Source organism: Brevibacterium sp. XM4083 (genome assembly GCF_006489205.2).
Lineage (GTDB): Bacteria > Actinomycetota > Actinomycetes > Actinomycetales > Brevibacteriaceae > Brevibacterium.
In genome coordinates this window covers 388,252-403,152 of sequence record NZ_VFYR02000003.1, presented here as the reverse complement: position 1 = coordinate 403,152, position 14,901 = coordinate 388,252, and the positions used below count along the sequence as shown (strand labels likewise).

The window sequence follows — 14,901 nt, the reverse complement described above, 5'->3', positions numbered from 1 at the left end:
TCGTCGTCGGATCGGGAGTCGTTGTCGGATCGGAGGCAGTTGGGGGCCTGTCGTCGTCTCTCATATCGGCTACGCTAAAACCTCAACCAAAGTTGAGGTCAATGATGAATGTGAAGAATTCTCCCGACGCGAAGCCCTCGCCCACCGATCTGCTCTCGGTCGGTGAGGTCGCGAGGCGCACGGGCGTTGCCGTCTCGGCGCTGCACTTCTACGAACGCCAGGGACTCATCTCCTCGACCCGGACCTCCGGCGGGCAGCGACGCTACGCGCGCCACGTCATCCGCCGGGTTTCGGTGATCCAGGTGGCCAAGCGGATGGGCATTCCCCTCGTCGAGGTCGCCGAGGTGTTCTCCGACCTGCCGTCGGACAGGATGCCCGGCAAGGCGGACTGGCGGCGGATCAGTGAGCGCTGGCGCGGCAAGCTCGAGGCCAGGCGGCGGGAGATCGAGCGGATGGAGAGCGAACTCGTCGAGTGCATCGGGTGCGGGTGCGTGTCGCTGAAGAGCTGCCGCGTGCTCAATCCCGATGACGAACTCGGGACGAACGGCTCGGGCCCCCGGCTGCTGCCGGAGATCCCCGCAGAGTGAGCGGGAGGCGGCACACGCGATCGATGCGGGTGACCACCGCGACGCCGAACCGCCTCTCACCGCGGCGACAGACGAACCCGGCCTGTGCGGATCAGGCGGCGACCGCCTCGGCGAGGGTGCGGCGATGCATCGCACGGTGGCCGATGACCGCGGCGACGGCGATGATGACGGCGACGAGCGCGATGCCGATCCACTGGTTGATGAGCAGGGAGGCGGCCCCGGCGAGGGCGCCGATGAGGATGAGCGCGACGGCGAGGCCACGGCGGATCCAGTTCGTGCTGTCGCCGCCGGCGAGCCGGGAGTCCGCGGCGAGACCGACGATCGTCGAGGTGACGACGACGGTCGTGACATCGGCGATCTTCATCCGCCGTGCCGCGGCGGCCTGCGCGCCCATGAGCGTGGAGAGCGCCGAGGTGAAGATCGTGCCGGACGCCCCGAGGGCCGGATCGGGAACGACGGCGACGTAGACGGACAGCGCCGCGCAGCCGAGCGCGACGAGCGTGAAGATCAGCGTCGTCCGGTGGTGCCAGGCCTCGCCGCGACGGCCGAGGATGCGTCCGCCGAGTGCCGCGCCGACCATGAAGAAGGCGAGCGCGAGCGCCGGGCGGAGGACGGGCAGGTCGTCGGCGCCGGTGAGCGCCATGCCGAGGATGACGACGTTGCCGGTCATGTTCGCGGTGAAGATCTTGTCGAATCCGAGATAGCCGATCGCGTCGACCATCCCTGTTGAGAAGGTGAGGACGAGGAGCATCGCGAGGTCGAGGCGGCGATCCATTGCGCCCCTTTCGTCGGGAGGGGTCCACGCGCAGAGGCGGGGGCCGCCTGTCAGGAGGGGTCCACGCGCGTGCTCTCGCACGCGCGTGGGGGTGAGGGTGAGTCGTACGTGTTGTCGTCTCATTGCTGAGCCGGCACCTGTTCGGCCAGGTCATGGCCGCCCGAGCGCGCGGCTCTCTCGACTGGCGCGGATCCTGCGGATTGCGCAGTGCCGGGCACAGTCGCGGGCCGGTTGGGGACCGGCCCGAATCGGGCCTCCCACGGTGCGGGAGACTCCTTGGGTTTGTATACAAAAAGCATAACCGTCGATAGATTGTATGCAAACGGAAGGCCGGCATCGCTCTCCCGATTGCCTACGATGGCTTCAACGACGAATTCCCGACGCGTCACCGGTTCCACGGAGGGACACCGATATGACCTTTACCGCGCCTGCCGCGTTCACGACCCGCCCGACGCTCGAAGGCCGTTTCGGAATGTCGGCATCGACGCATTGGCTCGCGACCGCCTCGGCGCAGGCCGTCCTTGAACGCGGTGGCAACGCCTTCGACGCCGCGGTGGCCGGAGCCTTCGTCCTCCACGTCGTCGAACCCCACCTCAATGGGCCCGGCGGCGATATGACGGGGGTGTTCGCCACGGCCGAGGACCCGTCCTCCCCGCAGATCCTCATGGGCCAGGGCCCGGCTCCGGCGGCGGCGACCATCGAGCACTTCCGCAGCGAGGGGCTCGACATGGTGCCCGGAGCGGGTGCCCTCGCCGCTGCCGTGCCCGGCTCCGTCGACGCGTGGCTCGCCCTCCTCGAGGACCACGGCACCTGGGAGCTCGCCGAGGTGCTCGCCTACGCGATCGACTACGCAGAGAACGGACACCCCGTCCTCGCGCGGGTCGTCGGCACCATCGAGCGGGTGCAGGAGCTCTTCACCGACCATTGGCCGACCTCGGCGCAGCTGTGGATGCCCGGTGGCCGGGTTCCCGAGCCCGGAGAGATCATCGTCAATCCGGCCTACGCCGAGGTGCTCCGACGACTCATCGCCGCCGGTGAGGGCGTTGCCGCCGGTGAAAGCGCGGACGGGCCGGACGGCGGCCGGGCCAGGAACCGTGCGGATGCCCGGGCGGCGCGGATCCGTGCCGCCCGGACCGAGTGGAAGACCGGATTCGTCGCCGAGGCGATCGCCGAGTTCGTGCGGACCCCTCACCGCCATTCGACCGGCGGTGACCACGCCGGAGTCATCACGGTCGCTGACATGGCCGGTTTCGACGCAGGATACGAGACGCCGGTGACGATCGACTTCCGGGGATACGAGATCGCGAAGATCGGACCGTGGGGACAGGGGCCGGCACTGCTCCAGGCGCTGACGATCCTCGACGGATTCGACGACGAGCGCCTCGATCCGTCGACGGAGATCGGCGCCCACACGATCCTCGAAGCCCTCAAACTCGCGATGGCCGACCGCGACGCCTACTACGGTGACGCCGCGGTCGACCTTGACTGGCTGCTCAGTGACGAGTACGCCGCGAGCCGCCGCAACCTCATCGCCGACACTGCCTCGGCGGAGTTCCGACCCGGGCCGAATCGGGCCGGCGAGGCTCCGACGTTCACCCCGCCGCTCGTCCCCGAAGGCGCGGACCGGGAGGAGCTCAGCAGAGCGGGAATCGGTGAGCCGACCGTCCAGAAGAACGGAGTCAGCAAGGGCGACACCTGCCACATCGACGTCGTCGATCACTGGGGCAACATCATCTCCGCCACGCCGTCAGGCGGGTGGCTGCAGTCGTCGCCGGTCGTGCCCGAACTCGGGTTCTGCCTCGGCACGCGCCTGCAGATGACGTGGCTCGACGCGGACTCGCCGTCGGCGCTGACGCCGGGCAAGCGCCCGCGGACGACCCTGACACCGACGCTCATCTCGCAGAACGGGCAGCCGATCATCGCGTTCGGCTCCCCGGGCGGCGACCAGCAGGAGCAGTGGCAGCTGCTGATGATCCTCCGCATGCTCGTCGGCGGATACGCGCCCCAGCAGGCGATCGACGCGCCGGCTCTGCACACGACGGCGCTGGCCGGGTCGTTCTGGCCCCGCACCTGGGTGCCGGCGGGCGCCGTCGTCGAGGACCGCCTCGGCGAGGACGTCATTGCAGGGCTCATCGAGCGCGGACATGCGGTGACCCGGGCCGGCGACTGGGAACTCGGCCGTCTGTCGTGTGTGACCCGCGAACCGACGACAGGCACGCTCGCGGCGGCGGCGAATCCGCGCGGTGCCCAAGGCTACGCGGCGGGGCGATGATGAGCGGGTCGAGTGCCGCCGCCGTCGGTGCGCTGCTGCGTCACGACATCATCGCCGGTGTGCTGCCACCCGGCACGAAGCTGCGGGAGGCGGCGCTCGCCACCCACTACGCGGTGTCTCGCATCCCGATCCGCGAGGCGCTGCGGGCGCTCGAGTCCGAAGGGCTCGTCGAATCCCGGCCGTACGTCGGCAGTGTGGTCGCCCCCTCGCCGGTCGATGACGCCGAGGACCTCTTCGAGATCCGCAACGTCCTCGAATCGGCGACGGCACGGAAGGCGGCGAAGCGGGCGGCCGCGCAGAGCAGCGGCGGGGCGACCGATGCGCAGTGGCGGCAGGTGCGCAAGGAGATCACGGTGATCCTCGACGACGGTGATGCTGTCATCGCGCGGCAGCGCTTCGACGAGCTCGCCGAACTCAACATGCGCTTCCATTTCGCCATCGCCGAACTCAGCGGCAGTCTGTCGCTGACCAGCCTGCTGAGACAGATCTCGGGCAAGATCGAATGGCTGTATTCGCTCAACGTCACCACCCGCGGGTCGCAGGCGTGGTCGGAGCATCGGGGGATCCTCGCCGCTGTCGACGTCGGGCAGGAGGCAACCGCCGCTGACCTCATGTCCGTCCATGTCCGTCGCAGCCGTGATGCGTACTTCGCGATGGTGGCCGAAGCCGCCGACCGCTCCCGGGAGAGTCCTGCCGCCGGCAGCTGACTCTCCCGGGAGCAGTCCCGGGAGAGTCAGCTCGGGTCATCCCGCCTCGGCGAGCAGGGCGTCGAGCTTGTCATAGCCCTCGACGATTCCGGTCTCCATGCCCGAGGCGACCATGCCGTCGCGGGACTCGAGGGAGTCGAAGATCGCCGTCGAGCTCAGCCGGGTGCGTCCGTCGCCGAGGTCGGTGAGCGTGAGGATCTCGAGGCTCACGGCGTCGGGGAAGCCCTCGTACGTGAAGGTCTGGACGATGCGCTCGTTCTCGCGCACATCGTGGAACGAGCCGAAGAATCCGTACTCGCCGTTGTCGTCGGTGGAGACGTAGCTCCAGTTCCCGCCGGTCGTCGGATCCCAGGCGCGGACCGTGTTGGTGATCTCGGCGGGTCCGTTCCACTTCATGAACAGCTCCGGGTCGACGTGCGCCCGGAACACCTTCTCCGGCGGTGCCTGGAAATCGCGGGTGATCGAGACGGTCTGGACGCCCTCGGGCGCCTCGATTCGCGTCGTGCTGAAATCGGTGTCGGTGGTCATGTCATGCTCCTTTGCATCAGTGTCGGTCGATCGTTTCCGGTGGTGTGGTCGTGCTGGGCGTCAGCTCGCCGAGGCGGTCCCCGGGTTCGCGTCCTCCCCGTCCTCGTCCGCGGCCATCTCGTCGAGTACCGCGTCGAGGCGCTGGTAGCGCTCCTCGGCTTGGTGTTGGTAGCGCTCGATCCATTTCGTCATGAGATCGAAGACGTTGTCCTCGAGATGGACTGGTCGACGCTGGGCGTCCCGGGAGCGCGTGACGAGTCCCGAGTCCTCGAGCACCTTGAGATGCTTCGACACCGCCTGGACGCTGACGTCGTAGGGCTCGGCGAGTTCGCTCACCGTGGCGTCGGCCACGCTGAGGCGGGCGACGATGTCCCTGCGCGTGGGGTCCGACAGCGCCGCGAACACCTTCGACAGTTGGTCGGTCACCGCACCTCCTTCGGCTGCCGTCGCCAGTGAACGGCTTCTCAACCATTCGGTTGATTACAACGGTAGGGCTGCGCAGGGTTTTTGTCAACCATTTGGTTGAATAACGATGGCGGTCGACGGCGCTCGCTCGCGCGCACACCCCGCGACCCGCGAAGACATCGCATCAATTCGCCTGGCTCATCCGTCGATCGGCGCACAGTCGACTAAGGTCTGCATAACAGAAGTGACTTGCGCGGCCTGCTGCGACCGATCGGCGGTTCGGCGTCGCGCCCTGCAACAACGACGATGACGTCGGGAAGGACGGTCATGGCCACCCTGCGACAACAGCTCTTCCGAGTGAAACCGGTGCCGCGCGACAGCGAGGAGTCCGGCAGCGACCTCAAGCGCACTATCGGGCTCTTCTCCCTGACGATGATCGGCGTCGGATCGACGATCGGCACGGGCATCTTCTTCATCCTCTCCGAATCGGTGCCCGTCGCCGGTCCGGCCGTCATCTGGTCCTTCGTCATCGCCGGCGTCGTCGCCGGTCTCGCGGTGATCTGCTACGCCGAGCTCGCCGGCAGCGTGCCGGTGTCGGGGTCCTCCTACTCGTACGCGTACGCCACCCTCGGTGAGCTTCCCGCAATGGGCGTGGCCGCGTGTCTTCTCCTCGAATACGGCGTGGCCGGGGCCGCCGTCGCCGTCGGCTGGTCGCAGTACGTCAACCAGCTCCTCTTCAACCTCTTCGGCTTCCAGATCCCCGACGCGCTCGCCTACGCCCCGGAGGAGGGCGGCATCGTCAACCTTCCCGCGATCCTTCTGCTCGCGATGTGCTGCTTCCTCCTCGTCCGCGGCACCGGCGAATCGGTCGTCGTCAACACCGTCATGGTGTGCATCAAGGTCGCCGTTCTCGTCTTCTTCATCGTCGTCGGCCTCACCGGCTGGAACTCCGACAACTTCGCGAACTTCGCTCCGTTCGGTCTCTCCGGCGTCGTCTCCGGCGCCGGCATCATCTTCTTCAGCTACGTCGGCATGGACGCCGTCGCCACGGCCGGCGATGAGACGAAGAATCCGAAGAAGACGATGCCCAAGGCGCTGATCTTCGCCCTGCTCATCATCACCTCCGTCTACGTCCTCGTCGCCGTCGCCGCCCTCGGCGCGCAGCCGTGGGAGGAGTTCGAGGGGCAGGATGCCGGACTGTCGGCGATCCTCGAGAACATCGTCGGCTCGACGTGGCCCGGCACCGTGGTGGCCGCCGGTGCCGTCATCTCGATCTTCAGCGTCACCCTCGTCTCGATCTACGGTCAGAGCCGCATCCTCTTCACGATGTCTCGCGACGGGATGATGCCCAAGCTCTTCCAGGACGTCAACCCCCGCACGCTGACCCCGGTCAAGGGCACGATCGTCGTCTCCGTCGTCATTGCCATCCTTGCGGGCTTCATCCCGATCAACTTCCTCGCCGAGATGACGAGCATCGGCACCCTCGTCGCCTTCGTCGTCGTCGCCCTCGCCGTCATCATCCTCCGCGTGCGCGAACCGAACCTCGAACGCGGCTTCAAGGTGCCCTTCTACCCGGTCCTGCCGATCCTCTCGATCCTCGGCTGCCTGTGGATCATCAGTAGCCTGCGCCCGATCACCATCGTCGTGTTCGTCGTGTGGACGGCGGTCATCATCGGCCTCTACCTCGTCTTCGGCCGGAAGAACTCGGTTCTCGGCAAGCAGATGGCCGCCGCCGACCGCGACGCCGCAGGAGGTCAGCGATGAGCATCGTCGTCGGTGTCGCCCCAGGTCAGGAGAACGCTTCCGCGGTCGAGCTCGGAGTCGTGCTCGCCCGGTCGTACAGTCGCTCACTCACCCTGGTGTCGGTGAGTTCGACGGCGTGGCCGCCGAACCGCGACAAGGTCGACCAGGAGTTCCAGTCCTATATCCGCACCGTCGCCGAGGCGTCCCTTGAGGAGGTGCGACCGCTCATTCCCGATGACATCGAGGCCGATTACATCGTCCACGCGGCCCGCTCCTCCCGCCGCGGCCTGCTCGAGGTCTGCCGCCGCGTCGGGGCGTACCGGCTCGTCGTCGGTTCGGCCGCCGACGGTCGGGACGGGCGGATCACGCTCGGGTCGGTGACGAACGGACTCCTCCACAGTGCGGAGCTGCCCGTCGTCCTCGCCCCTCTGGGGTTCCGCGCCGAGGCGGGGGCGAGGCTCAAGCGGATCACCGCGGCCTACAGCGGATCGTCGACCTCGGCGGAGCTCATCCTCGGTGCCGCGTTCGTCTCCCAGGAGTCCGGGGTTCCCTTCCGCATCGCGTCGTTCGCTCCGCGTTCGCGTGTGCTGTCGGCGGCGAGCATCGGGCTCAACGCCGAGGCGGGGATCGTCGACGAGTGGACGAAGGTCGTCCGCCGCGACACCGATGAGATCCTCTGCTCGATCGGCCAGCTCCACATCAACCCGGGGGAGACGGAGGTCGCGATCGGCACCGGGCCGAACTGGGCGGCCGCGCTCGAGAGCATCGGCTGGGAGCACCCCGAGGTGATGATGCTCGGATCCTCGGGGCTCGGCACGCTCAAACGGGTGTCACTCGGCAGCCACGCGATGCGGATCCTGCAGAATTCGCCGGTCCCCGTCGTCGTCGTTCCCCGCCGTGCCAAGGCCGGTTACATGTCCCAGGCGCGGGGCCGCTCGGATCTCGGCGCGGAGGAGTAGGCCGCATCGTCAGAGCCCCTTCCTGCTGCTTAACATTGCTTAACGAATGTGAGTGGGCGTCCAATGGCAGTATTCGATCTGCACAAGGACGTGAAGGACCAGACGATGCACAACGACAACCGGACGGCGAAACCTCGACCGCGAGTCTCCGCGGCCCAGGTGGCGCGCGCCTGCGGCGTCTCCACCGCTACCGTCAGCTATGTCTTCAACGGCAAGCAGGGCGTGTCCTCGACGGTGCGCCGACACGTCATCGAGACGGCGAACGAACTCGGCTACCGGTCTCCGCTGACGACGGCGAAGCACAACCGAACGCTCACCCGCGTCATCGGACTCATCGTGCCCTCGATGGTCAACTACATGCACATGCACTGGGCACAGGCGATCATCGAAGCCGCCGCCGAAGAGGGATTCGACGTCTTCGTCTCCACCACCGGCGACGATCCCGAACGCCTTGCCCACGTGGCCGCGACCATGGCTGCGCGCAACGTCGACGGCGTGATCTCGACCGGCGGGATGCGTCTTGACGCGCGTCTGCACGGCACGCTCAGCGCTGCCAAGATCCCGGTCGTCAACCTTTCCCGCACCGTCGAGCACGCAGACGCGAGCTTCATCGGGATCGACGACGAACGAGCCGCGCGGGAACTCATGACTCACGTGCTCGACCACGGCGTCAGTCGGATCGCCACGGTCATCGGTCCTCGATTCTCGACCGCCTCGGCGACCCGTGAAACCTCGTTCATCGCCACGGCCGCCGATCATGGGATCGTCATTCCCGGTCGCTGGCGGGTGAGCACTCCGCTCAACCGCAACGGGGGACGGGTCGCCGCCGAAGAGCTGCTCGCAGATCCGCGGGACCGCCCCGAAGCAATCGTCTGCGGCTCGGACGAGGTCGCACTGGGCATCATCGAACACTCGCTCGTCAACGGCATCGACATCCCCGATGACCTCATCGTCGTCGGCAGCGACGGTCTTGCGCGCTCGCGCTCGCCCCTGATGGGACTGACGACAGTCGTGCAACCGGTCGTCGAGATGGCTACCACGGCATTCAGCGTGCTCCTTGAGCGGATCTCCGATCCGGGAACCTCCGCACGCACGGTGATCTGCGCGCATGCTCTCCATATCGGCACGAGCTGCGGCTGCAACCCTGAGACCTTCAACGCTCTGACCACCCGTTCGCACCGAGGCTGACTCTCAGCCTCCGGCGCACCTGCGCACCTGAGGTTCGGCAGCGCAGCCGAACCGGATCCACTCTCACGAAGGAACATCATGTCGAACTCTGCGAATCCGAGGACAGCCCCTCGCCCACCCGAAGTCCTCAATCGGGTGATCTTCGCCCGGCTCATGCCGCTGCTCATCGCCGCCTACATTCTCGCGTTCCTCGACCGGACGAACATCGGGATGGCCAAGGACCGCCTGGAGATCGACCTGGGAATCTCCGCGACAGCCTACGGAATCGGTGCCGGACTCTTCTTCCTCACCTACGCGCTCTTCGAGGTCCCCTCGAACATCATCATGCACAAGGTCGGTGCACGCTGGTGGATCATGCGGATCATGATCACCTGGGGCCTGATCTCAGCGGCGATGATGTTCGTCCAGGGCGAATGGTCGTTCTACATCCTTCGCATGCTGCTCGGCATCGCCGAGGCCGGACTCTTCCCCGGTGTCATGTACTACCTGACGAAATGGTTCACCGTGAAGGACCGGGCCAAGGCCAACGGTGCGTTCCTCCTCGGCGTCTCCATCGCGAACATCGTCGGCGCTCCGATCGGCGGACTGCTTCTGACGATGGACGGGTTCCTCGGACTGCACGGGTGGCAGTGGATGTTCCTCATCGAAGGTCTGCCGGCGTGCTTCCTCGCCTTCGTCGTCTGGAAATTCCTGCCCGATGGTCCCCGCCAGGCGAAGTTCCTCACTCCCGAGGAAGCTGACCGACTGGAGAAGACCATCGCTGCCGAAGAACAGGCGGGAGCATCGGGGGCGGCGAACCACCGGCTCATCGACATCGTCCGGGACCGGCAGATCATCCTCGTCATCGGCATCTACTTCGGTCACCAACTGGCGGTGTACGCCCTCAACTTCTTCCTGCCGTCGATCATCGGCAGCTGGGGTGAGATGAGCTCGATCGAGATCGGACTCCTCACTGCCGTTCCCTGGGTGTTCTCCGCGGTCGGCGCCCTCATCCTGCCGCGGTTCGCGAAGACCGCCAGCATGTCGAAGCGCATCGCGCTGGCTGCCATGATCGGCATCATCGTCGGCTACATCATCGGGGCGATCGGGGGACCTGTGCTCGGGCTCATCGGCTTCTCCCTCGCGGCCTTCAACTTCTTCGTGCTGCAGCCGATCCTCTTCACGTTCCCCGCAACGCGACTCACCGGCGTCAGCCTCGCGGCCGGACTCGCGCTCGTCAACACGATCGGGCTGCTCGGCGGATTCCTCGGACCCTACATCATGGGGTATATGGAGGATCTGACCGGTTCGGCAGTCTCCGGCCTCTGGCTCATCGTCGGGGTCTGCGTGATCGGCGCGTGCCTCATCCCGTTCCTCAAGCAGGGACACGAGACCGACCGCAGCGATGTCGCCGAATCGCCCGGTCGGACCCCGACGCCTCACCCCGGGCAGTGATCCCGATGATCGACACCGCAGACACAGCGAAAGGACCAGCCATGGACATGTTCGAACTCGATGACGCCCGCGTCCTCATCACTGCGGGAGCCGCCGGCATCGGGCGAGCGATCGCCGAGCGCTTCCGCCACGTCGGCGCGCGAGTGTGGGTGACCGATGTCGATGAAGCGGCGGCAACCGAAGCTCGCGGCGCCGGCCTGCGCACCACGGTGTCGAATGCCGCAGCCGAAGATGAGGTCAACGCACTCGCCGCCGAAGTGAACGCCGAGTGGGGAGGACTCGACGTCCTCGTCAACAATGCCGGGATAGCCGGCCCGACAGGACCGGTCGAAACCCTCGAGTCTGCCGCGTGGCTGTCGACCTTCGACGTCAATATCCACAGTCAGTTCTACTGCATCAAACATTTCCTACCACTGCTGCGCAAGAGCGAGAGGCCGTCCATCGTCAATCTGTCGTCGGCTGCGGGGCGACTGGGCATGGCCGGTCGCAGCCCGTACTCGGCGTCGAAATGGGCTGTTGTCGGACTGACGAAGACCCTGGCCATCGAACTGGGACCTGAGGGGATCCGGTGCAACGCCATCTGCCCCGGAGCGGTCGGCGGTCCGCGCATTGACGGTGTCATCGCGGCGAAGGCTGAGATGCTGGGCACGACCGTGGCTGAAGTCACCGAGCTCTACACCGGGCAGTCCTCCCTCGGAAAGCTCGCTGATGCCGATGACATCGGCAATATGGCGGTGTTCCTCGCGTCGGCGATGGCCTCACATGTCAGTGGGCAGGCGATGGCCGTCGACGGCAACACGGAGAAGCTCTACTGAGCTGTTCGCCCCTTCATCTCATTCGATCACTGATTCCAGAGGAACTCGAAGTCATGGCACAACCACGCAAAGTCATCATCACCTCGGCGGTCACGGGCGCCATCCACACTCCCACGATGTCACCTCACCTTCCCGTCACTCAGGATGAGATCGCTGATGCCGCCATCGGTGCCGCCGAGGCGGGCGCGGCAATCCTCCATCTGCACACGCGTGACCCGAAGGACGGACGACCCTCTCAGGAACCGGAGCACTTCGCTCCGGTGCTCGAGAAGGTCGCGGCGAACAGCGATGCGGTCGTCAACATCACCACCGGAGGGTCGCCGCACATGAGCGTCGAGGAGCGAATGCAGCCGGTGGCGACATTCAAGCCGGAGCTGGCGAGCCTCAACATGGGGTCGATGAACTTCGGACTCTTCCCGATGCTCGACAAGTATCCGGATTTCCACCACGAATGGGAGCGAGTGCACCTCGAGAACTCCCGTGACCTCGTCTTCAAGAACACTTTTGCCGACATCGAGCGCATCCTCGAGATCGGCAACGCCAACGGCACGCGCTTCGAATTCGAGTGCTACGACATCTCGCACGTGTACTCGCTTGCCCATTTCCAGGATCGCGGATTGGCGCAGGGGCCATTGTTCGTGCAGTCGGTGTTCGGGCTGCTCGGCGGAATCGGTGGCCACCCGGAAGATCTCATGCACATGCGCCGTACCGCTGATCGACTGCTCAACGACTACGAGTGGTCGATCCTCGGCGCGGGGAGGAACCAGCAGCCGCTGGCGACGATGGGCGTGACGATGGGATCGCATATCCGCGTGGGGCTCGAGGACTCGCTGTGGATCGGGCCGGGTCGGCTGGCTGAGTCGAACGCGCAGCAGGTGACCAAGATGCGCGCAATCGTCGAGGAACTCGGGATGGAAGTCGCCACACCTGACGAAGCGCGTGCCATGCTCGGACTCAAAGGTGCTGATCAGGTCGCATTCTGACCCGGCTCAGACCCCGATGAGACGGCGATGGGTGGGGTCTCCGAAGAGACCCCACCCATCGGTCCCGGATCGAGTGAGTGCGGCGTCAGTCGGTCTCAGGCTGCTGCGTCCCGCCGAATCCCTCGTCCTCGCTCTCCTCGAGGCGTCGACGGTCCTGCCCGTCGCCGAGGCCATCGCCTTCGGGGCGGCCCGCCTGCTGCCCGTCGAGGCCGCCGACCCCGCCGCGGTCGCCCTGCGGCTGCCCGCCGGTGTCCTGCTCGCCGAACTCGGACTGGCTGCCCGGACCCGGGTGGCCCTGCTGTGACTCCTGCGGATCCTGCCCCTGCTCGGAGTTGAAGCCGCCGTTGCCGAAGTTCTCCGAAGTCATGTCCCACTCCTTCTCTGGTGCCGAACCGTCGCACTGCGCGACATGTTCGTCAGTCTTGGCCGTCTCCTCCGATTCGGCAAGGAGGTTTGTGCAATACTCATCGAACTCTGAGTTTGCGGACACGCAGGACTCCGCGCCCGCGACCATGACCTGGCACTATGGGAGGTCAAGCGACCATCGTTCGCCCGGCGGTGCCTGTCGCGGCCGCCCGAGAACAGGAGCCTCCCATGACCACCAGACGCCTCCCGCTCGACGGAGTGCGAGTCCTCGAACTCGGCAACTACATCGCCGCGCCGACCGCCGGGCGCATGCTCGCGGACTTCGGCGCCGAGGTCATCAAGGTCGAGCGTCCCGGCACCGGTGACGAACTGCGCAACTGGCGCCTGACGGCCGGCACGACGTCGATGCTCTACCGCACGATCAACCGCAACAAGAAGTCCGTCACCCTCGACCTCCGCACCGAGGCGGGACGGGAGGCCGTGCTCGAACTCGTCCGCCGCTCCGACATCGTCCTCGAGAACTTCCGCCCCGGCACCCTGGAGAAGTGGGGGATCGGCCCCGACGTCCTCGAAGAGGTCAACCCCGAACTCATCCTCGTGCGCATCTCCGCATTCGGTCAGACCGGCCCGCTGTCCGCGCGCCCGGGCTTCGCCGCCGTCGCCGAGGGATACTCCGGCTTCCGCGAACTCGTCGGCGATCCCGACCGCCCGCCGGTGCGTGTGGGCGTCTCGATCGGCGATTCGATCGCGGGCATGCAGGCAGCCTTCGGCGCCGTGATGATGCTCTTCGACCGTCAGCAGCAGAGGATCCACGGCGCCGCCGAGGCGGTCGTCGGGTCCGAGACCGGCTTCGAAGGGGAGGGCCCGCTGGCCGACCGCACGGTCGACGTCGCGCTCAACGAGGCGATGTTCTCCGTCATGGAGTCCCTCGTGCCCGACTACTCCGCCTTCGGCGAGGTGAGGACCCGGACCGGCGGCCGCATGGAGGGCATCGCGCCGTCGAACGGCTACCTCTGCGCCGGCGGGAAGTCCGTCGTCATCGCCGGCAACGGGGACGGCATCTTCACCCGCCTCATGGCCGCGATCGACCGCCCCGATCTCGGCGATGACCCCGACCTGCAGACCAATGCGGGACGGTGGGCCAGGCGCGACGAACTCGACGAGGCGATCGGCGCCTGGTGCGCGACCCGCGAGGTCGACGACGTCGTCGCCGTCCTCGACGCCGCCGGAGTGCCCGCGGGACCGATCTACACGGCCGAGGACCTCGTCGCCGACGACCAGCTGCGCGCCCGCGGAATGATCCAGCACCTCGACGTCTCCACCGGCGAGGAGACGCTGACCGACGTCGCCTTCCCCGGGATCACCCCGGTCATCGGCACCGCCTCGCTGCCGATCGATCACCTCGGCCCCGACCTCGGCGAACACACGGATGAAGTCCTCGCCTGGCTCGGACTCAGCCGCCCGGACGACGGCGGCACCACCGAACCGACGGACGCGGACTGAGCCCATGGCCGCGCTGCGCTACGCCATCAACGTCACCCTCGACGGCTGCGTCGACCACCGCGAGGGTGTCGTCGACGAGGAGCTCCACCGCCATCACGCCGAGAACCTCCTCTGCGCCGACGGCCTCCTCTTCGGCCGGACCACCTACGAGATGATGGAAGCGGCCTGGCGAAACCCTGCACCCGAGATCGCCGAGGATTCGTTCGTCCAGGCGATCAATGCCGCACGGAAGTTCGTCGTCTCCTCCACCCGCACCGAGGTCGGCTGGAACTCGCAGCTCATCACCGGTGACCTGAGGACGGAGATCGAACGCCTCAAGGCCGACTCGACCGACGGCATCGCCGTCGGCGGCGTGACCCTGCCGGCAGCGCTGGCACAGCTGGGACTCATCGACGAGTACCAGTTCGTCATCCACCCCCGCGTCGCCGGACACGGACCCTACCTCTTCGCGGGCCTCGAGCCGCGACTCGACCTCGAACTCACAGGGCGGACCGAACTCGGATCCGGCGCCGTCGTCCTCGACTACCGTCCCCAACGCTGAGCGACCGTCGGCACCCGACGCTGAGTGCCGCGACCATTCCCGAAAAACGGGAACTGCGTCGATGAGTTTCCCTTTCGCTCTCACATACCGACCGC

The 14,901-nt window shown here is 66.9% G+C and carries 15 protein-coding genes; 11 read left to right on the top strand and 4 right to left on the bottom strand.

Going from position 1 to position 14,901, the window contains the following annotated elements; all coding sequences use genetic code 11:
• The first annotated feature begins 110 nt into the window (after nucleotides 1–110).
• On the top strand, nucleotides 111–587 hold the full coding sequence (soxR, locus tag FJ887_RS11130) for a redox-sensitive transcriptional activator SoxR (protein ID WP_395948329.1): 477 nt from the start codon (nucleotides 111–113) through the stop codon (nucleotides 585–587).
• 91 nt (nucleotides 588–678) lie between these two features.
• Here soxR and FJ887_RS11125 read toward each other — a convergent pair whose 3' ends face one another.
• The gene (locus FJ887_RS11125; RefSeq protein WP_137826207.1) at nucleotides 679–1,362 is read right to left on the bottom strand and encodes a YoaK family protein; all 684 of its coding nucleotides are present in this window, start codon (nucleotides 1,360–1,362) and stop codon (nucleotides 679–681) included.
• 412 nt (nucleotides 1,363–1,774) lie between these two features.
• Between FJ887_RS11125 and FJ887_RS11120 the strand changes: the two genes are divergently transcribed.
• Together FJ887_RS11120 and FJ887_RS11115 are read left to right on the top strand one after the other, a co-directional pair.
• Nucleotides 1,775–3,634, top strand: a complete 1,860-nt coding sequence (locus FJ887_RS11120) for a gamma-glutamyltransferase family protein (RefSeq protein WP_140955391.1) — start codon at nucleotides 1,775–1,777, stop codon at nucleotides 3,632–3,634.
• On the top strand, nucleotides 3,634–4,341 hold the full coding sequence (locus tag FJ887_RS11115) for a GntR family transcriptional regulator (protein ID WP_140955390.1): 708 nt from the start codon (nucleotides 3,634–3,636) through the stop codon (nucleotides 4,339–4,341). Before FJ887_RS11120 ends, FJ887_RS11115 begins: the two co-directional genes overlap by 1 nt.
• A gap of 36 nt (nucleotides 4,342–4,377) precedes the next feature.
• Here FJ887_RS11115 and FJ887_RS11110 read toward each other — a convergent pair whose 3' ends face one another.
• A complete protein-coding gene (locus FJ887_RS11110; RefSeq protein ID WP_137826204.1) occupies nucleotides 4,378–4,869 on the bottom strand; it encodes an SRPBCC family protein in 492 nt (163 codons plus the stop codon).
• A gap of 60 nt (nucleotides 4,870–4,929) precedes the next feature.
• Nucleotides 4,930–5,295 carry an ArsR/SmtB family transcription factor gene (locus FJ887_RS11105; protein WP_137826203.1) on the bottom strand — a complete coding sequence of 122 codons (366 nt, stop codon included), beginning with the start codon at nucleotides 5,293–5,295 and terminating at the stop codon, nucleotides 4,930–4,932.
• Between the two features lie 306 nt (nucleotides 5,296–5,601).
• Between FJ887_RS11105 and FJ887_RS11100 the strand changes: the two genes are divergently transcribed.
• The 6 genes from FJ887_RS11100 (at nucleotide 5,602) to kce (ending at nucleotide 12,396) form a co-directional block, all read left to right on the top strand.
• Nucleotides 5,602–7,038 (top strand): APC family permease, encoded by a 1,437-nt coding sequence (locus FJ887_RS11100; protein ID WP_137826202.1) that lies wholly within the window; start codon nucleotides 5,602–5,604, stop codon nucleotides 7,036–7,038.
• Entirely contained in the window at nucleotides 7,035–7,976 is a 942-nt protein-coding gene (locus FJ887_RS11095) for a universal stress protein (protein WP_137826201.1), read from the top strand. The genes FJ887_RS11100 and FJ887_RS11095 overlap by 4 nt, the downstream gene beginning before the upstream one ends.
• Before the next feature lie 63 nt (nucleotides 7,977–8,039).
• A complete protein-coding gene (locus FJ887_RS11090) occupies nucleotides 8,040–9,164 on the top strand; it encodes a LacI family DNA-binding transcriptional regulator (protein WP_137826200.1) in 1,125 nt (374 codons plus the stop codon).
• A 78-nt stretch (nucleotides 9,165–9,242) separates the two neighbouring features.
• Entirely contained in the window at nucleotides 9,243–10,598 is a 1,356-nt protein-coding gene (locus tag FJ887_RS11085; protein WP_171007078.1) for an MFS transporter, read from the top strand.
• 41 nt (nucleotides 10,599–10,639) lie between these two features.
• Nucleotides 10,640–11,413, top strand: a complete 774-nt coding sequence (locus tag FJ887_RS11080; protein WP_212743338.1) for an SDR family oxidoreductase — start codon at nucleotides 10,640–10,642, stop codon at nucleotides 11,411–11,413.
• Between the two features lie 53 nt (nucleotides 11,414–11,466).
• Nucleotides 11,467–12,396 carry a 3,5-dioxohexanoate:acetyl-CoA acetone transferase gene (gene kce / locus FJ887_RS11075; protein WP_137826199.1) on the top strand — a complete coding sequence of 310 codons (930 nt, stop codon included), beginning with the start codon at nucleotides 11,467–11,469 and terminating at the stop codon, nucleotides 12,394–12,396.
• 85 nt (nucleotides 12,397–12,481) lie between these two features.
• On the opposite strand, the gene FJ887_RS11070 is transcribed toward kce, so the two are convergent.
• A complete protein-coding gene (locus FJ887_RS11070; RefSeq protein ID WP_137826198.1) occupies nucleotides 12,482–12,763 on the bottom strand; it encodes a hypothetical protein in 282 nt (93 codons plus the stop codon).
• Nucleotides 12,764–12,990: 227 nt separating this feature from the next.
• Between FJ887_RS11070 and FJ887_RS11065 the strand changes: the two genes are divergently transcribed.
• Together FJ887_RS11065 and FJ887_RS11060 are read left to right on the top strand one after the other, a co-directional pair.
• Complete coding sequence (locus FJ887_RS11065) at nucleotides 12,991–14,265, top strand: CaiB/BaiF CoA transferase family protein (protein WP_137826197.1); 1,275 nt, start codon at nucleotides 12,991–12,993, stop codon at nucleotides 14,263–14,265.
• Between the two features lie 4 nt (nucleotides 14,266–14,269).
• Complete coding sequence (locus FJ887_RS11060; protein WP_137826196.1) at nucleotides 14,270–14,806, top strand: dihydrofolate reductase family protein; 537 nt, start codon at nucleotides 14,270–14,272, stop codon at nucleotides 14,804–14,806.
• The last annotated feature ends 95 nt before the right edge of the window (nucleotides 14,807–14,901 follow it).